The following is a 19,423-nucleotide window of genomic DNA, read 5'->3' as shown; positions in this document are numbered from 1 at the left end:
CTTTCAATACCTTACCATAACAACGATTCCGACACGGTTATGCTATAAGTTGCAAAACATCATAAAATATGCACTTAATATGTCAAGTTCTTTTTTGGGAGGTTAAAAAATGTCATATAATCTTGGGGTTGATATTGGGATTGCATCTGTGGGGTTTGCAGGTGTCAACTTAAATGCGCAAAACATACTTTGTTCTGGGGTACATATTTTTGAAGCAGCAGAAAATCCAAAAACCGGTGCATCATTGGCTGAACCGCGCCGTACCAAGCGGGGGATGCGTAGGGTATTCGGCAGGCGTTCACAAAGAAAACGCGCTGTTCGTCGAATGCTTATTGAGTATGGCATTGATAATATTGATGCCATAGATGTGCAGGACAAACGTCATAATAATGAAAAGTTGATCAAAAAATCCCCTTGGGATTTACGTAAAGAATCATTAGAGCGCATTCTAACGGATGCTGAATTTTCTCGTGTTTTATTCCACATTGCCAAAAGACGGGGCTATCAATCTAACCGCAAGGGAGCGATAGCCAATGACACTGAAGGTAAAAAGGCCTTAAGTGGAGCTGTGCAATTACAAGAAGCAATGGTGCAAAGCGGGGCTGAAACGGTTGGGGCTTATTTGGCTACGCTTGATAAAAAGCGGAACGGGCATGGCTCATATGATAATTTTGTGACCCGCGATTTATTACGCCAGGAAGTTCGGAAGATATTTGCCGCCCAAAGACGATATGGAAATATTAAAGCCTCAAGGGAGCTAGAACATGCTTTTGCAGGAAATGGCGAAGCGGATAAAAAATATACGTTAGAGGGCAGTGGCATTGCCTTTTGTCAACGTGATCTACAATCGTCGATTGGAATGGTCGGTTATTGCACTTTAGAGCCTTCAGAAAAACGGGCCCCTAAATTTTCTTATAGCGCAGAACTGTTCATTCTTTGGTCAAAGTTGAATAATGCAAAGATACGAGACACTAAAAGCAATGAAAGAGTTTTAAGTCAGGATGAAAAAAACAAACTCACTGACTTGGCCCATAAAAATAAGAGCGGCGTAAGTTTTAAACAAGCCCGTAAAATACTGAATTTAAGCGACGATATGCGCTTTAATATGAGTTACCGTAAAATTAATGATCGTGATGACACATGGGAGAAAGTGCGGGATAGAGCGGAAAAGTCAGTTTGGTTAATTTTAACCGGCTATCAAACGCTTAAAAGTAAAATGGCGACGGGTAGCGATGATGACTGGCAACAATGGACAGGGCCAAGGCGCAATAGCCTTGATGAGATTTCTCATATTTTGTCTTTTTATGAAAGTGAGCAGGAAATTAGAGATTTGCTCGCGCCTCTTGAATTGCAAGAAGACCAAATTAGCTCTTTGCTTACAATCACGAATTTCAGCAGAACCATAGATTTGTCCCTGAAAGTCGTGCGGGCGATTTTACCCTTTATGCAAAAGGGCTTAACCTATGACAAAGCTTGCAGGGAAGCGGGCTATAATCATAGCCAAAAAGAAAATAAAGGTCTCACTAAAATCCCGTCATTTAAAGATGTGCGCAATCCTGTGGTAAACAGGGCGTTGGCGCAGACACGCAAAGTGATGAATGCCGTTATTGCCCAATACGGTATGCCAGAGACAATCATAATCGAAATGGCACGGGACGTTGGACGTTCATTTAAAGAAAGAAAAGATAAGGAAAGAGATCAAAAAACAAACCAATCTTACCGTGAAGCGGCAAAAAAACATGCCGCTGAAATTCTGGATATTGATCCCGATAATGTGCGGGGCGGTGACATTATCAAGTATCGGCTGTGGAAAGAGCAAAAGGGTTTCTGTCCCTATTCAGGGGTATATATCAATCATCAAATGATGAGAGATCCTGTGGCAACGCAGATCGACCATATCATACCCTACAGTAGGTCTTGGAACGATAGCTACATGAATAAAATTCTGTGTTGCACTGATGAAAACCAGATGAAAGCTAATAATACGCCCGTTGAATATTTTCAAAAACAAGGCAGAAATTTGAAGACTCTCTCGGCTTTTGCAAAGGGCTTGCCCAAGCCGAAAGCCGATAATCTATTAATTGAGAATTTTGATGAAGAAAAGGCCAATAAATGGAAAGATCGCGCCTTAAATGATACTCGTTATATCGCAAAGCTGCTTAAAAACCATGTGGAGCAATCTTTGGGCCTAGGGATAGGAAACCGTGTGCAAGCACGTAATGGCGCTTTGACCTCACATTTGCGTAGTGCATGGGGTTTTCCCGATAAAAACCGCCGTAATGATACCCACCATGCGATTGATGCCATTGTTCTTGCCTGTTCAACCCAAAGCATGGTGCAAAATTTAACCCGTTGGAATAAATATGAGGCCCGGCGTAAAAACCCGCATAAACGAGCCTTACCGCCTAAACCTTGGGAAAGCTTCATACAAGACACTAAAGACGCAGTAGAACATATTTTTGTATCCCGAATGCCGGTGCGCAAAGTTACCGGCCCGGCACATCAAGATACCATCCGCAGTATTCGTAAGGATGATGGCAAGATTATACAGCGAATTAAAGTGGCAGATTTAAAGCCCGACATGTTGGAAAGAATGGTGCATAAGGAGCGCAACATTAGGCTTTATACTGTTTTGAAAAAACGTCTGGATGCGCATAAAGGCGACCCTAAAAAGGCTTTTGCAACACCAATATTTATGCCAACAAATGACCCTGGGAAACAGGGGCCGCTCATTAATGCCGTACGTATTGAAACCATCGAGAAATCCGGCGTTCTCATTAATGGGGGCTTGGCGAGCAACGGCGATATGGTGAGGGTGGATGTTTTCAGAAAAAATGGTAAATTTTTTCTTGTTCCCATTTATGTACATCATTTTGTTGGTGGTACACTGCCAAATAGAGCAATAATTGCATATAAACCAGAGGGGGAATGGGAAGAAATGGAGGATAAAGATTTTATTTTCTCTCTCTGTAAAAATGACCTCCTTTTTATCAAAAGCAAGAAAGATGAATATTTTGGCTATTACGGGGGAACGGATATCAGTACTGGTGCTATTGGCATTACTGCACATAACAGAGATCCATCTTTTGGTAAGAAGGGAGATGGGAAAGATCGTACAGGCGTAAAAACGTTGCAATCCTTCGAAAAATATACAGTCGATTATTTTGGTAACAAATATAAAGTTCGTAAGGAGACAAGGCTTGGCGTGGCGCACAATTCTCATCCAGAACCCTGCAAAACTTAGGCTGGTCAAAGGCCAATTACAACTTGAGAACGAAGGTGGTAAGCACAGTTTGCCATTGGAAGATATCATTGCCCTAGTGCTTGAATCACCGCAAATCAGTCTGAATGCCAGTTTGTTATCATATGCGCAAGACCAAGGGGTAGCGATCATAACTTGCGATAAAAGCCATATGCCAAATGGTGTGATGCTGCCCTTTCATGCGCATAGTCGTCAAAGCCGTGTTGCGTATATTCAACAGTCCTGCACAAAAGCGCTTAAAAAAAGATTGTGGCAAAGGGTGATACAGGCAAAAATTATCAATCAAGCTGTCTGCCTACAAGGGGCAGGTGGTGAGGTCAAGCGCCTTATAACGCTGGCAAATCAAGTAAAGTCGGGTGATCCTGATAATCTTGAGGCTCAAGCCGCCCGTTATTATTGGACAAGATTAATGGGCAAAAGTTTTAAAAGAGGCAATAACGACCTTGTTAATGCTGCTTTGAATTATGGTTATGCAATCATACGGGCCTATGTGGCACGATCACAGGTTGCTTATGGTCTAATGCCGACCTTTGGCTTGCATCATGCCAATGAATTGAATTCTTTCAATCTGACAGATGACCTGATGGAGGTTTTACGGCCTTTTGTTGATCACTATGTTTTTGAGATGCAAGCTGAAGGTTTGTTCAGGGAAGGGGAGAGTTTGCCTATTGAATGCCGTCAGCATCTAGCCGGTGCAGGGGCATGGTTATGTGATTTAGAAGGTGAAACCCATAGTCTGGCAAACACGTGTGATAAAATGGCGGCTGGGTTAGTTTGCGCAATGGAGAATAACAGCCCCGCATTATTGCCTCTCACTGAGTTCAAAATTGGTAAATTAGGATGAGTGCGGCAAAGGATAGATTCATGTGGCTATTTGTTTTTTATGATTTACCCACTTCTACGAAACCAGAACGTAAAACAGCCTCGCGCTTTAGAAATTATCTTCTAAAAGATGGTTATATGATGATACAATACTCAGTCTATGCACGTATTTGCAACGGTCAGGATCGGGTTGAAAAACATTTGCGGCGCTTAGACGGCATTTTACCCTCAGACGGGAGTGTAAGAGTGTTAAAAATAACAGATAAGCAGTATGAGAGGATGAAAATTCTTGTTGGAACGCATAAAAATAATGAAAAAACAAAGACCGAACAACTTGTTTTATTTTAAGATGTCCGGTCTTTGTTCTTTATTTTCAGTATCTTGTAACCAACCTATCATAGCATAACCGTGTCGGAATGGAAGCTATGGCAGAGTTATGACATCCCCGGACGGTATAACAATCATAGCATAACCGTGTCGGAATGGAAGCTATGGCACGTCCACCGTTTACCTCTCTGGTGGGGCTATCATAGCATAACCGTGTCGGAATGGAAGCTATGGCGTCGAGGTTTAAATGGGTTCCCGTTTCGTGATCATAGCATAACCGTGTCGGAATGGAAGCTATGGCTTGTGGATAAGGTCACAGATGCTACAGACAATCATAGCATAACCGTGTCGGAATGGAAGCTATGGCTCGACGGCGCAACATTCGTTTACCGGTGTAATCATAGCATAACCGTGTCGGAATGGAAGCTATGGCTGTTTTGGTTATGAAATGTATGAAAGCGAAATCATAGCATAACCGTGTCGGAATGGAAGCTATGGCGCTTTACATATCAAATGATGTATTATTTTTATCATAGCATAACCGTGTCGGAATGGAAGCTATGGCAAGAATATCATGATAATGATTATGTCAATAATCATAGCATAACCGTGTCGGAATGGAAGCTATGGCGTTACTTATCCCCTCATATAATAAATTGCTATCATAGCATAACCGTGTCGGAATGGAAGCTATGGCACGCCGATCATGTGAAACATGCTTTTCTTCATCATAGCATAACCGTGTCGGAATGGAAGCTATGGCAGTGAAGGGTGTGTTGTAAAGAACAACACAATCATAGCATAACCGTGTCGGAATGGAAGCTATGGCTCGGCGGCGCGCACTGCGGATCAAAACCGCATCATAGCATAACCGTGTCGGAATGGAAGCTATGGCGGCCGCACGCTTCATGACAATATGCACTTAATCATAGCATAACCGTGTCGGAATGGAAGCTATGGCCTTGATAGTAGATATATTCAAAGTTTTTCAATCATAGCATAACCGTGTCGGAATGGAAGCTATGGCTCGCCGTCCATTACCCCGCCGCCCGCGTGAATCATAGCATAACCGTGTCGGAATGGAAGCTATGGCATTATGGTGATTGTTATGCGACGACCCCGAATCATAGCATAACCGTGTCGGAATGGAAGCTATGGCCTACGAGATGGTCAAAATGGGCGGGCAATCATCATAGCATAACCGTGTCGGAATGGAAGCTATGGCTGTTTACGGTTGCGGTTTCAAGGGGTCGGAATCATAGCATAACCGTGTCGGAATGGAAGCTATGGCCCCACGGTTATAACTTGTGCCCTGCTGTATATCATAGCATAACCGTGTCGGAATGGAAGCTATGGCTAATAGCCCAGCACGGCGAATATTTCCTTTATCATAGCATAACCGTGTCGGAATGGAAGCTATGGCGCTCTTGCGATAAGCCTTATCGATTACGCGATCATAGCATAACCGTGTCGGAATGGAAGCTATGGCACGGCCCAGATATAGCCGCGACGTAATACCATCATAGCATAACCGTGTCGGAATGGAAGCTATGGCTAATGTATAAGGCATACTGTCAAGAAAAAAATCATAGCATAACCGTGTCGGAATGGAAGCTATGGCTGAACATATTCAAACAATCGCATATGATCAATCATAGCATAACCGTGTCGGAATGGAAGCTATGGCTTCTTTCGGCATCAGATCCGCATATTGGCCATCATAGCATAACCGTGTCGGAATGGAAGCTATGGCGTCTTTAATTCTGTCCTGAAGCACATCGACATCATAGCATAACCGTGTCGGAATGGAAGCTATGGCCGTGGGACACCCTGCCATTGAAAACATTAAATCATAGCATAACCGTGTCGGAATGGAAGCTATGGCATAAACGACTTTCCAATCCAGAGAGTTAAAATCATAGCATAACCGTGTCGGAATGGAAGCTATGGCTTCGTTAGAGCAAAACTTAACTCTTGAACAATCATAGCATAACCGTGTCGGAATGGAAGCTATGGCCCAAAAAGGCTTTAAAGGGAATGAAAAATCATCATAGCATAACCGTGTCGGAATGGAAGCTATGGCCCGATATTCCAAGCGGAGAATTGCATATCCATCATAGCATAACCGTGTCGGAATGGAAGCTATGGCGGCTTCACGCTGTTCTGCTTCAACGGCCAGATCATAGCATAACCGTGTCGGAATGGAAGCTATGGCCACAGAGGCCCTACCGGTCACCACCCTTGAATCATAGCATAACCGTGTCGGAATGGAAGCTATGGCAGCACGCCTATTATTTCTTGTGCCGTAGTGTTATTCGCCGTGTCAACTTCCGTTTATTTCCAGTCCCCGCAACCAGTCTTAACTATTTTTTTTATAACGTATAACTCAAAATAGTATAAAATACATTCCCCATATATTCTCTTTATATTCTGCTAAGTCATTGATATTACACCTAGCACGGTTCTAGCACAAAACCTGAAGGTCGTTGAAACGACCTGTTCAGGCTTGCTGATCCTGTCGTTTAACAGAAAGTTAACGTGTCATTCCCCTGGAAAGAGATGCTCAACTTTTTTTTCTGACGTTTTTATAGAAATCGATCAGGCCCGTGGTCGAACTATCCTGAGGCTCAACCGTACCGTTCTGGTCGAGCTGCGGCAGGATGCGGTGCGCCAACTCCTTGCCAAGCTCCACGCCCCATTGATCGAAAGAGCACACCTTCCAGATGATGCCCTGAACGAAAATCTTATGTTCATAAAGTGCGATCAGCGCTCCAAGAGTATGCGGATCAATGCGCTCCATCAGGATCGTATTGGTCGGGCGGTTACCCTGGTGGATCTTGTGGGACACGAGGTTATTGATATAGGCTTCGGACTTGCCCTTGGCGCGCAGCTCGGCCCGCACTTGCGTCTCGTCAATGCCGGTCATAAGGGCCTGGGTCTGGGCGATAAAATTTGCCATGAGATATTCATGGTGGCCACGGACGCTGGTGCTGCTTTCCACGGCGCCTATAAAATCGGCCGGGACGATATTCTTGCCCTGGTGGAGATATTGATAGAAGGCGTGCTGGCCGTTGATGCCGAGCTGGCCCCAGATGATCGAACCTGTGGAATAGGGTACGTCATTGCCGTCCCAATCCACCGACTTGCCGTTGCTTTCCATGTCCGCCTGCTGCAGATAGGCGGAGAACATGTGCAGGGACTGGTTATAGGGCAGAATCGCCTGGCTTTGCATGCCGAGAAACGTGCTGTTCCAGATGCCGATCAGAGCCTGTATCACTGGCGCATTCTGTTCCATGGGCGCCATTTCGAAATGGCGGTCCATGGCATAGGCGCCGCCGAGAAGGCTTTCGAAATGCTCGAATCCCAGGCTCAGGGCGATGGGCAGGCCGATGGCCGACCAGAGAGAAAACCGCCCGCCAACCCAGTCCCATAAATCATGGATATTTTCCTGGGGCAGGCCAAACTTGAGGGCGTTATTGCGGTTGGCCGTGACGGCAATGAAATGTTTCTCCAGAGCGGTTTCTTCAAAAGACGAAGCCAGTAACCAGTTGCGCGCCGTTTCGGCGTTGGTCAGGGTCTCGCGGGTGGTGAAGGTCTTGGAGGAAATCACGAAGAGCACCTGTTCCGGGTTCAGGGGGCGCAGGACCTGGGCGATCTGGACGCCGTCGACGTTGGACACATAATGCACGCGTATCCTGTTGTCGCTGTATTTCTGGAGGGCTTCGGTGACCATCTGGGGACCGAGATTGGAGCCGCCGATGCCTATGTTGACCACGTCGGTGATCGGCTTGCCAGAGTAGCCGCGCCACTTTCCCGAGCGCACGGCATCGGTCAGGCGTTTCATCTTGTCCAGTTCCTCACTGACCTGTTCCATCACATCAATCCCGTCCACAAGGATGGGCCTGGCGGATATATTGCGCAGGGCGACATGGAGAACCGGGCGGTCCTCGGTCACATTGATGCGGTCGCCGCTAAACATGCGATCGCGCCAGCCTTCGACATCGACCTCGCGGGCCAGGTCAAAGAGACCCGCCATGATGTCATCGGTCACCAGATTTTTGGAATAATCAAACAGGATATTCTCGACCTGCAGGGCATATTTCTCAAAGCGCGCCGGATCATTGGCGAACAGGTCATTCAGCCGCAAACCCGTGCCGTCTCTCCGTAATCTGTCAAGTAAACGCCAGGATGTGGTTTGTGTATTCATAAGCTTGTACCAAGAAAAAGAGGAAGAGGGGGGGCTATCACTCCCATCTTCCTGAGTTGAGGACGAATAGTGGAAAGGAAGTATTTGGTTAAAGATCATCTATCCGTGATGTAAGGAAGATATCGCATTAAGTTTAACGTTAAACAAAGTAAGACGCAAGGGAGAATTTTGTAATAAATCATGTAAATATTGAAAAATATTTTAAAAGGAGGAAGATGTCATGCTTAGAAAGAGGGACGTGATTGTCGTATCCACATGCTATGATACCTTTTGTCTCATCGAGGATGAATTCTCTAAATCTTCCGATGGGGCAGGGTGGGCTGTTCCTGAAGGAATAATCGCGTCACCCTTCTGGTCAAAGAGCAAAATGTCATTTGGATTGATGCCGAGGGTAATAACATTTTGACTATTAAATGTATTTTGCCCTTGGAGCTTCACACGGATGTCTGAGTGATTCTGAAGTTTGGCATAGACGTATGTTGAATCCCCCAGGTTTTCTATGGCATGCGGTTGTACTTCTAAAATAACATCGCCTGACTTGAGGTGAGCATGTATATGTTCTGGTCGTAAACCAAGCGTTATAGTGTCACCAACCTCTATCAGAGGGTAATGCTTGTTCAGGCATATATTTATACCACCGTCCAGGTTAACAAGTGTTTTTCCGTGTTGGCTATCCATTACTTTACCATCAAGTAAATTGATTTTTGGACTGCCAATGAAGCTTGCTGTAAAAATATTCTTTGGGTGATTATAGAGCTCCAATGGCGTTCCCATTTGAGAAATTCTACCCTGATCCAAAACAACTATTCTATCTGCCAAGGTCATGGCCTCTATTTGATCGTGCGTCACATAAATCATCGTACTTTTTAACTTTTTATGTAATTTTGACAATTCATGGCGCATCTGTACGCGTAATTCTGTATCAAGATTTGACAGGGGTTCGTCAAACAGAAATATTTTTGGATCGCGAACGATCGTACGTCCAATAGCAACCCGCTGTCTCTGTCCACCTGAAAGGTGGCTGGGCAAGCGGTCGAGATACTCACTCAGTTGCAATATGTCGGCGACGTGAGTGATATGTTGATCGATATATGCCTTATCAAGTTTCATATTTTTCAGGCCAAAACTTAGATTTTCCCTGACGGTCATGTGAGGGTAGAGGGCATAAGATTGAAATACCATCGCAACGCCTCTTTTCGAAGGCGCTGTATTTGTTACGTCCACATCATCAATGAATATTTGACCGGAAGTGACTTCTTCCAACCCGGCGATCATTCTCAGAATTGTGGATTTTCCACAGCCGGAGGGTCCGACAAGGACGATAAATTCACCAGACTGAATATCAAAATTAATGTCATGGATGATTTCATCTTCAATGTAGGTTTTAACAAGGTCTTTAATGGTTAAGTTAGCCATGTTTCTATAAATTCCATACTTTTGCTGTACTGTCTTTAATGATTACTTCTGCCTGTATGTCGATTTGATTACTTTTAACGCTGGCTTTGTTCAGAAGCGCTTCTGCAGCTTTTCGACCTTTTTGATCGGCGTCTTGCCGCACTGTGGTCAGGGCGGGTAATTCAGGGCTTAGGTCATAGGGGGTGATGCCATCAAACCCGGTAATTGAAATGCGACCGGGGAGATCAATCTTGCGTCGGCGACATTCTTCCATGGCGCCATAGGCCAGTTGATCTGAAAAACAGATCAGGGCCGTAATATCAGGAACAGCATTCATCAGAATTTGGGCGGCCTCTGCACCGCCTTTTCTGCTGTTGGTGATTTCCTGAACCAGAATATTGCTTAACTCAATATCTTCGTTGAGAAGGGCGGCGCGACATCCCTGGAGTCGCTGGTTAACGACGTAATTTTCAGTCTCAGGTTCCCTCTCAAGGCTAAATAGAGCTTGACTGCCTTCTTTTAGAGGGAATGTGATAATCCCGATCTTTCTATGTCCAAGGGAGGTGATGTGAGAGGTCATTTCCTGCATGACACTGGCATCATTGGTCAGCACGCTGATATGCTGAGGAGACTCGAAGTCAACGACAACGGTCGGGAGTCCTCTTGAGAGGGCACGCTGGGTCGTTGGGTTGCTCTTATAGGGTGCATTTAGAATGTAGCCATCTACCATGGCGTCCAGAGATTCAAAGTTATCCAGGTCGCTATTCTTTAACGGAATAAGAACAATATTTGTCCCTCTTTCTTCGCAAACCGTGGACACGCCACGCAGGAAAGCAATATCATGTGGATCAGAGAAAGCGTAACTGAGCTGGTCATTGTAAATGATGCCTATGGCGCCGCACAAACCTGTCCTTAGTGATCTCGCAGCAGGATTGGGGCCGTGGTAATTTACTGATTTTGCATAATCCAGTATCTTTTTGCGCAGCTTGACTGATACTTTGGACGGGTTGATAAAGGCATTGGAAACAGATGTATGCGTAATGCCGAGGTTCGCAGCAATAGACTTGAGGGTCTCTTTCTTTCGGGCCATGTCGTTATAAAATCCTTTTTCGTGGCTCAATAATATATTCCTATGCGGCACAAGAGTAAGCAAATTGCAAAGCGTTACCGGTTATTGTTCTCGTGGCACATATTTCGTTTAAAGAAAATGTACAACATCCTGTTTCCAATTTATAGTGAATTAAGTTTAACGTTAAATATTGACATAATCAACAGTTAAGTTTAACGTTAAACAAATGCCAATAAATAACCTATTCTCGATGGCCTGTGGCAACTAAATACGGTGGAAAAAAATGAGTTCAAAATATATGAGAAACATCACCACAGCATTTTTTCTGGTGCTTAGCGTTTTTGTTTGCGTCTCAGGCGGCGCACATAGCGCAGGGCTGTCGCATTCACAAAAAACTATTTTTGAACCTCTTCAGTTCAACCTTGATCATTTTAATCATTTATATGCTCCCTTGGAGATAAATGGCACAAAAATGGCAGTGGTCAATATCTACAGTGAATATCCTGATTATCATTTTGCCATTGAGCCGGCTGAGGGGTTTGCTTGTGTTGACGATGTTGCCCGGGCTATTGTGATGTTAGCTGGATATTTAAAAACCCACCCGAATAAAGCCATTCTGAAAAAGATGAAGATGTTGATCGAGTTTATTTTGTATATGCAGAATGATAACGGATATTTTAATAACTTCATTTGGCATGATCTCTCCATAAATACGGGTTATAAAACGTCGGTAGCAGAAATGAACTGGTGGTCCTTTCGCGCATTATGGAGCCTTGAGGTGGCTTATGGTCTGGTGAGCTCTGATGTTGATCTGGTGAATAGAATCGCAGCCTCAATTGACCGGCTTATGGTAAACTTAAAAAGAGATCTACCATTGGGAGAGCAGATAGCCGAAATCAAGAACACCATATGGGTTGCTAGCTGGTTGCCTCAGAAGTTTGCTGCTGATCAGGCTGCCGTCGCCATTATGGGTCTGCTGCCGCATTACGTTCGGCAGAAAGATGGCCGCGTTTTGGATATGATCAATGCGTTGGCTAAAGGCATTATGCAAATGCAAAAAGGCGGCAAGGGGGTCTATCCCTACGGCATGTTTCTAAGTTGGGAAAATGAATGGCATGCTTGGGGAAATAGTCAGGCTTACGCCCTGTTGCTGGCGGGGCAGCAATTGAAACACCCAGAGTATATAGAAAGTGCATTGCGGGAGGTTGATTATTTTTATCCTTATTTGCTCAAGAATGGCCTCGTTGAATCGCTCTCAATCAGGCGAGATGAAGCCGGATATTCTGAAATCCATAAAAGACATTTTCCACAAATAGCCTATGGAATACGGCCAATGGTGTATGCTGCAGCCGAGGCATATCAGGCCACGCAAGATAAGAAATATCTTGTCCTTCAGGCAAAGTTAACTTCCTGGTTCACAGGGGACAATATTGCGAGGAGGGCGATGTATGATCAAGCCACGGGAAGAACCTATGATGCGATTAACTCCGCAGTGAAAATAAATATGAATTCAGGTGCGGAGTCGACCATTGAAGGTTTGTTGGTTTTACAGAAATAAAAGGCGAATGACGTTTATGAAAAAGATCAGCCATATCATTGTCATCTTCAGCTCGCTTCTGGTGGGCGGATGCTCCGGCTCAGATCAGAAGGCAAAAGCGGCGCCGGAGGGGAAAGTGATCAGGTTGTGGGTAGCGCCTGATGAGTCGCAGGAGGCTTTCTGGAAGGTTGTGGTTGCCCGATGGAATGAGAGCGGCCTGGGTATGCCGGTGGCGTTTGAGACAATCCCGGCGGTGGAAAGTTCCGAGAAAGCTATTCTAACAGCACTTGTGGCGGGCAATGCTCCTGATATCTCGACGAATATCTTCTCCGGATTTGCCACTCAATTGGTTGCCTTGGGGCAGTTGCAAGACCTTTCGGTCATGGCGGGATATCCGGAATTGATCGCACACAGACGTATGGAAAAAATTATACAAGGGTGGGATCAGGGAGGAAAAAAATATGTCTTTCCCCTCTATTCCAACCCGACCTTGATCTGGTGGCGGATGGATATATTGCAAAAGCTTGGGATAGACGACGTCCCGAGAACCTATGATGATGTCTATAAGCTTTCAGAGAAATACGCCGCCTTGGATCAAAAATACGGCATGCAGCTTATCACGGGGAAAAATTGGTACGACCGTTGGTATGATTTTATATCACTCTATTATGCGGCCTCGGGTGGGGCGCCTTATATTACCGATGGCAAGGCCTCTTATGATAATGCTGCGGGCCTCTCTGTCCTGACGTTTATGGAAACGATTTTTAAGCGTGAGTGGACGGCATTGGACTTTGAAAGTGATGATCCTTTAACGACAGGTTTGGTCGTAGGTGGCGTGAGAGGGCCGTGGAGTATTCCATTTTTTGAACGGCTGTATCCGCAAACACTGGAAAAAATAGTCGTCGGTCCCATGATTGTGCTGCGCGAGGGACAAGGTAAAACATTTACTTTTGCCGACAGCAAGGGATTGGTTTTGTTCAAAAACAGTAAGGTGAAAGAAGAAGCGTTTGCCTTCCTCTCCTGGGTGCTCAGTCAAGACGAATACAGTTTATTGTGGCTTGAAAAAACAAGCCTTCCGCCGGCGCGGGGAGACCTGATGGAAAACGCCATATTTAGAGCCTTTTATGATACCCACCCGCTTGCCAGGCAATATGCGGCTTATGTTGATGTCGCTCTGCCATCCGCCTTCATCGAAAATACGATCGATGTCCAAAAAACAATGGGATATGAAATGGTTGAGCCGGTAAAATTTGGAACAAAGGCACCAAAAGACGCGCTGGCCGACGCGGTGCGGCGGACAAATAAACTCCTAGATACTGTGAATTAAACATGAGACTTGGACGTATAAAACTTGGTGAATTTAACGAAGCTCAGATTGGCGCAGCACTGGCGGCGTCGTTCCTGTTGTTTAATGTTATTTTCTGGGCTTATCCCTTTGTCTGGCTGGTCATATTATCCTTTTCTGACTGGCGCTTTTTTGATGTGCCAACCTTCAGTGGAGCACGCAATATTGTGGCCGTACTGGGGGATCTTGAGTTTTGGCGATCTCTATGGAACGTCATGCGCTTTTTGATCTATTATGTGCCGATTGTGTTGGCCTGTTCACTAGCCTTTGCGTTTGGCTTGAAGCATATTGGACGCGGTAAAGTCTTTATTGCATTGTGCTTTCTGCTGGCGCATATTTCTTCGGGCGTGGCTTATTCGCTTGTTTTCGAGAAAATATTCAGCTCTACTGGCCCATTGAACAGCTTTCTGCTGGAGTGGTTTGGCTTTACCATTCCCTGGTTGTCCAGTCCGACAATGGCGATGCTATCCATTTCGCTTGTCGTGACATGGAAGTTCGTCGGCTATTATGGATTGATCCTATATTCGGGCCTTGCCGCCATTCCTCCTGAAATTTACGATGCCGCCAAGCTGGATAATACGAAACCATTGAAACGGTTGTTCAGAATTACCTTGCCGATGATTAATGCTCAGTTGGTAATGGTTTTGGTTTTTGCCATTACCGTCGCGTTTGGAATTTTTACCGAGCCTTACATGATGACGGGCGGCGGACCGATGGAAAGCACCAATATGCCCATGCTTGTCATCTATGAAACAGCCTTTAATCGGTTGCAACCCGGTCGTGCGGCCCTGATGGCCATCATCATTGCAATAATCAGTTATGCCGTCCTTAAGTTGATGCGTAAGGTTCTGGAAAAGAATGTGGAGCTGGTATGATTGGTTTTAAACTAAAATTACCAAAGAAAAAGCTGGGAAGCTGGATCATTGTAACCTTGATGTATGGGTTGGCGTTGACCTGGTTATATCCATACATTTGGATGATCATGGCGTCTCTGAAGCCAACGCCTGAGATATATCATACCGATCTTTTTTCTGGCTCGTTCACATTGGAAAATTATCAATTTCTGTTTGAAAGTGCAGAAAAATTAAATCGCCCTTTTTTGAAATCCCTGTTCAATTCGTTTTTTGTGACGCTCACCGTTACAGCTTCTGTTGTGATGACCAGTGCTTTCATCGGCTATGCGATGGCTAAAATAGACTTCCGGGGGCGCCGACAGATGAACGACTTTATATTATTCCAAATGGTGGTGCCGGGAATGATGCTGATCATACCTCAGTTCATCTTGATCAAACAGCTTGGGTTGATCAACAGCTATTCCGCGATGATTTTGCCAGTTCTGATGTCTGGGTGGGGCATATTTATGGTGGCTCAAACCTTTCGGGGGACACCGAATGACTATATTGATGCGGCGAAACTGGATCGGGCAAGTCTAAAGCAAATCATACTCAACGTCATGTTGCCCCTGAATAAAGCCATTGTTGCCATTGTTGCACTCTTCACCTTCACGGGGACGTGGGACAACTTCATGTGGCCATTAATTGTGATATCGGATGTTGATAAAATGCCGCTGTCGGTATTGCTCGCGACCTTCAGTAAGCAATATGGAATTTATGTGGGGCCAGTCATGGCGGGTTCGGTCTTGCAGGCTTTACCCCTGATCATTTTGTTTATTACTTTCCGCCGGTATTTCCTGCAGGGAATGTCCTTATCCTTAAAGTGATGTGAATGATATGATCTCAACTTCAAATCAGACATGGTGGCAAGACACCGTATTTTATGAAATATATATTTCCAGTTTCCAGGACGGGAACGGGGATGGGATCGGGGACTTTGCCGGACTGACAAGTCGCCTGGGTTACTTACAGGATTTGGGCGTCAATGGCTTGTGGATCACGCCATTTTATCCCTCACCCAAGGTCGACAACGGCTATGATGTTGCCGACTATTTTGATGTCGACCCTGATTTTGGCACATTAGCTGATTTTGACCATTTCATTGAAGAGGCGCATAGGCGTGGTATGAAGGTCATTATTGATGTCGTGTTAAATCACGTTTCAACAGACCATGCATGGTTCCGGGAAGCTGCCTCTGATCCGAAAAGTAAATATCGCGATTATTTTTTCTTTCAGGACGCGCCCAATGGATGGAGCTCCTTTTTTGGCGGATCGGCCTGGTCGAAAGAGCCCGACGGCAGTCAGGTATATTATCATAAATTCGCCCCCGAGCAGGCCGATCTGAATTGGCAGAATCAGGCCGTTCGGGATGACATGAAAGCCATGTTACGGTTTTGGCTGGACAAGGGCGTTGATGGTTTCCGGTTTGATGTCATTAATTTTCTCTCTTGTGACGGCATAGGGGCTGAAAATCCTGTCGATGAGCAGGGGAAACAGATTCATCTCAATGATATTGATCAGTTGGGAATTTATCCTTGCGTGAGGGAACTCTGCGGATTCGTCAGGGAATACGCCGCTCAAAAAAAGACGGCCTACTTCCTTGTTGGTGAAGTCGGCGACGAAGCGCTTGCGAAACTGGCCCCCTATCAAGGTCCCGATATGCTGGATGTGGTGTTTAATTTCAATTTGGGGTCGATCGACAGCTTCGACATCTGTCGTGTTTATCAGGAATTGAAAGATATGGAGAAACATCTGAGTGGATTGCCTACTATATTTTTTAACAGTCATGATATGGCGCGATCCATGAGCAGACTATGCCATGAAAATCAAGCGGCGGCGGCGGCGTTGGCGGCGTTGACGTTGATGGCGAAAGGTGTGAGTTTTCTATATTTTGGCGAAGAGATCGGCATGTCGAATTTCATTCCTGGGAATATTGAGGAAATGAAAGATATTCAGGCGATAAACCATTTCAATCTGGCGGTGAGTGAAGGCAAAAACCAGCGGCAGGCCTATGGTGATGCGTTGGAAAAATGCCGGGATAAATCAAGATCATATATGTCCTGGAATAAAAGTGATTTCTCAGGGTTTAGCCGATCTAAACCCTGGATCGGGGCAGCCAATGTAGTGCATTCCCCCAATGTGGAAGATCAGAGAAACGACCCGGAAAGCCTTTGGCACTGGTATCAAAAACTGATTTTCCTGTGCCGGGATAATCCGGCTCTGGCATTTGGAAACTATGATCACTTGTCTCTGGATGAAAAATTATTGCATCTCTCCCGTCGTTGGGATGATCACATTGTCCACATCCACATTAATTTCAGCCGAGAAAAAAAACTAATTGATCGCCAGAATTTCCGCGAAATTTTGACCAGCAGGGGAATAAGCCCTTGTGAACCAGATTATCTGCCGCCCTTTGGCGTATTAATTACAAGAGAAATTGAAAATGCTTATTAAACGTTCTGAATTTAACCCTCTGATTACACCAGCTATGGTCAAACCCAGCAAGGCAGGCTTTAAAGTGGATGGTACCTTTAATGCGGGGGTCATTGACTATAATGGTGAAACTGTGATGCTGCTCAGGGTAGCTGAAAGTGTTATCACGTCCGATAACAATGAAATTAGAATCCCCTTTTTGACGGAGGTGGCGGGGGCCTGCGAAATGACGATAAAATCATTTCGCAGGGATGATGAGACATATGACTTTTCTGATCCTCGCATGATCGCGTTAAAGGCAAACCCCAAGAAGGGTTACCTAACATCACTTTCACATATACGCCTGGCGCGCAGTCAGGATGGCGTAAATTTTGTTGTTGAGGATGAAGCCTTTATTTTTCCGGACAATCGCTATGAACTTTTTGGCTGTGAAGATCCCCGGGTTACTCAAATAGAAGGGGTATATTATATTAACTATTCTTCTGTTTCCGGCCTTGGCATTACGACCTCGCTTGCCCGGACCTCGAATTTCCGGGATGTGGAAAAGCTGGGGCTAATATTTGCGCCGGATAATCGGGATGTCTGTCTTTTTCCAGAGAAAATTCAAGGGTATTATTGGGCATTGCATCGTCCAGCTCCCATGCACCTTGGGACACCAGAGATATGGATATCCAAATCGCCAGACCTTCTTCATTGGGGAGACCATACTGTCTTGGCAGAATGTTCAGATAGTGAATGGGATAAATTGAAAATTGGCGGAGGAGCGCCCATGCTCAAAACGAGCAAGGGCTGGCTACAGATTTATCATGGCGTGGATGAAACACAACGCTACTGTATGGGAGCATTCTTGACGGACATAGACGACCCAACCAAAGTGATTGCCCGTATGAATGGCCCCCTAGTGGAGCCTTGGGCCCCTTATGAGACGGATGGCTTTTTTGGAAATGTGGTGTTTAGCTGTGGCGCCCTTATTAAAAATGAAGTGCTCCATATTTATTATGGTGCTGCGGATGAAGTCATGGCCTTGGCGACTATTTCCCTGGACGCCTTGTGGGGTCACCTTTTTCCTAAAGGTCTGTGAAAGAATAAATTTAACAAGCAAAAAGAGTTAGTGATGAGTGAAAAAGAAACCAAACGTGTAAAGGAACTTGTTTCCGAGTTCCGGCAAGACCAGAAAAAAAATGTCTTTAAGACAGCAAAGCTTAAATTTTCAGGCGTAGACGGGCATGATGTCTACAACATTACGGCGCCTTTCCGTTCGGCGAATAGAACAGTGATCGCGGGGCGTGTTGAGCCAAGAGATCATGAATATTCCAATGTCGTGTTCTTTGAGGAGACTGACGGGACGTGGGCACCTATTGCTGGGGCGCCTGTTTATAATTTGCAGGATCCTTTTATCACATATATACGAAATGAACTTGTGTTTGGGGGCGTGCAAATAAAAGATGTAGAGAAAGGATTGGAATGGAGAACCGTTTTATTCCGGGGGCCGGATATCTTTAATTTGGTTGAGTGTTTTATCGGTCCTGCCGGAATGAAGGACATTCGTTTATGTGATTTACAAAATGGTAAGATAGCCGTTTTTACCCGACCTCAAGGTGAGATCGGCGGACGGGGGAAGATAGGTTATGTCGATATTGACAATCTGGAAGGTTTAACAATTGCAGTAATCGAGTCTGCCACTTTACTGCATGGAATGTTCCATCCCATGGACTGGGGAGGTGTCAATGAGGCACATTTACTCACCAATGGCGAAATTGGTGTGTTGGCGCATGCCGCATGTTATGAAAATGATCACCTCATGCAGGAGCGGCATTATTATGCTAAATCCTTTATCTTTAACCCTGTGCTGAAAGAGTTCAGGGACTATAAAATTATTGCCAGCCGAGACCAGTTTGAAGCCGGTCCGGCAAAGCGGGCAGATTTGGCGAATGTTATCTTCTCCTCTGGCTTGATTCGAATTGATGGTAAAGCGACCCTCTACGCGGGTGTGTCTGATGCTGAATCGCATTGGATTGAAATTGACGACCCCTTTATGGTGAAGGAGTAACTATATTATAATATAGGGGTTTTAAAAATTTTTAGGCTTTATGTTTAACGTTAAACTTTTTGCTTGATTTAATTTTGTTTAAC

The 19,423-nt window shown here is 45.2% G+C and carries 13 protein-coding genes and 1 CRISPR repeat array; of the genes, 10 read left to right on the top strand and 3 right to left on the bottom strand.

Annotated features, from left to right (window positions below):
* Positions 1–109: 109 nt before the first annotated feature.
* The 3 genes from cas9 to cas2 are packed head-to-tail and all read left to right on the top strand — an operon-like array spanning position 110 to position 4,432.
* On the top strand, positions 110–3,244 hold the full coding sequence (gene cas9, locus FIV45_RS12130) for a type II CRISPR RNA-guided endonuclease Cas9 (protein ID WP_099472350.1): 3,135 nt from the start codon (positions 110–112) through the stop codon (positions 3,242–3,244).
* Positions 3,201–4,106 carry a type II CRISPR-associated endonuclease Cas1 gene (gene cas1, locus FIV45_RS12125; protein WP_165776986.1) on the top strand — a complete coding sequence of 302 codons (906 nt, stop codon included), beginning with the start codon at positions 3,201–3,203 and terminating at the stop codon, positions 4,104–4,106. Before cas9 ends, cas1 begins: the two co-directional genes overlap by 44 nt.
* 20 nt (positions 4,107–4,126) lie before the next feature.
* A complete protein-coding gene (cas2, locus tag FIV45_RS12120) occupies positions 4,127–4,432 on the top strand; it encodes a CRISPR-associated endonuclease Cas2 (RefSeq protein ID WP_204602155.1) in 306 nt (101 codons plus the stop codon).
* A 46-nt stretch (positions 4,433–4,478) separates the two neighbouring features.
* Positions 4,479–6,692: a CRISPR direct-repeat array (repeat unit 36 nt; unit sequence ATCATAGCATAACCGTGTCGGAATGGAAGCTATGGC).
* A 282-nt stretch (positions 6,693–6,974) separates the two neighbouring features.
* On the opposite strand, the gene pgi is transcribed toward cas2, so the two are convergent.
* The 3 genes from pgi to FIV45_RS12105 form a co-directional block, all read right to left on the bottom strand.
* Positions 6,975–8,618 (bottom strand): glucose-6-phosphate isomerase, encoded by a 1,644-nt coding sequence (pgi, locus tag FIV45_RS12115; RefSeq protein ID WP_099472353.1) that lies wholly within the window; start codon positions 8,616–8,618, stop codon positions 6,975–6,977.
* Positions 8,619–8,876: 258 nt separating this feature from the next.
* A complete protein-coding gene (locus tag FIV45_RS12110; protein ID WP_099472354.1) occupies positions 8,877–10,034 on the bottom strand; it encodes an ABC transporter ATP-binding protein in 1,158 nt (385 codons plus the stop codon).
* A 4-nt stretch (positions 10,035–10,038) separates the two neighbouring features.
* Positions 10,039–11,133, bottom strand: a complete 1,095-nt coding sequence (locus FIV45_RS12105) for a LacI family DNA-binding transcriptional regulator (protein ID WP_133118557.1) — start codon at positions 11,131–11,133, stop codon at positions 10,039–10,041.
* A gap of 247 nt (positions 11,134–11,380) precedes the next feature.
* On the opposite strand from FIV45_RS12105, the gene FIV45_RS12100 reads away from it, so the two are divergent.
* The 7 genes from FIV45_RS12100 to FIV45_RS12070 are packed head-to-tail and all read left to right on the top strand — an operon-like array spanning position 11,381 to position 19,340.
* Positions 11,381–12,640, top strand: coding sequence for a hypothetical protein (locus tag FIV45_RS12100; RefSeq protein WP_099472356.1), 1,260 nt, complete (start codon positions 11,381–11,383; stop codon positions 12,638–12,640).
* A gap of 16 nt (positions 12,641–12,656) precedes the next feature.
* Complete coding sequence (locus FIV45_RS12095; RefSeq protein ID WP_165776987.1) at positions 12,657–13,946, top strand: ABC transporter substrate-binding protein; 1,290 nt, start codon at positions 12,657–12,659, stop codon at positions 13,944–13,946.
* Positions 13,947–13,963: 17 nt separating this feature from the next.
* Positions 13,964–14,839: a carbohydrate ABC transporter permease gene (locus FIV45_RS12090; protein ID WP_412973722.1), complete on the top strand. Its 876-nt coding sequence runs from the start codon at positions 13,964–13,966 to the stop codon at positions 14,837–14,839.
* A complete protein-coding gene (locus tag FIV45_RS12085; RefSeq protein WP_204602156.1) occupies positions 14,836–15,684 on the top strand; it encodes a carbohydrate ABC transporter permease in 849 nt (282 codons plus the stop codon). The genes FIV45_RS12090 and FIV45_RS12085 overlap by 4 nt, the downstream gene beginning before the upstream one ends.
* Positions 15,685–15,694: 10 nt before the next feature.
* Positions 15,695–17,311: an alpha-amylase family glycosyl hydrolase gene (locus FIV45_RS12080; protein WP_133118558.1), complete on the top strand. Its 1,617-nt coding sequence runs from the start codon at positions 15,695–15,697 to the stop codon at positions 17,309–17,311.
* On the top strand, positions 17,301–18,371 hold the full coding sequence (locus FIV45_RS12075; protein ID WP_099472360.1) for a glycoside hydrolase family 130 protein: 1,071 nt from the start codon (positions 17,301–17,303) through the stop codon (positions 18,369–18,371). Before FIV45_RS12080 ends, FIV45_RS12075 begins: the two co-directional genes overlap by 11 nt.
* Positions 18,372–18,401: 30 nt before the next feature.
* Positions 18,402–19,340: a DUF1861 family protein gene (locus FIV45_RS12070; RefSeq protein WP_412973721.1), complete on the top strand. Its 939-nt coding sequence runs from the start codon at positions 18,402–18,404 to the stop codon at positions 19,338–19,340.
* Positions 19,341–19,423 lie beyond the last annotated feature (83 nt).

Source organism: Paremcibacter congregatus, assembly GCF_006385135.1.
In the GTDB taxonomy this organism is placed as follows: domain Bacteria; phylum Pseudomonadota; class Alphaproteobacteria; order Sphingomonadales; family Emcibacteraceae; genus Paremcibacter; species Paremcibacter congregatus.
This window is presented reverse-complemented; position numbering and strand designations above follow the sequence as displayed.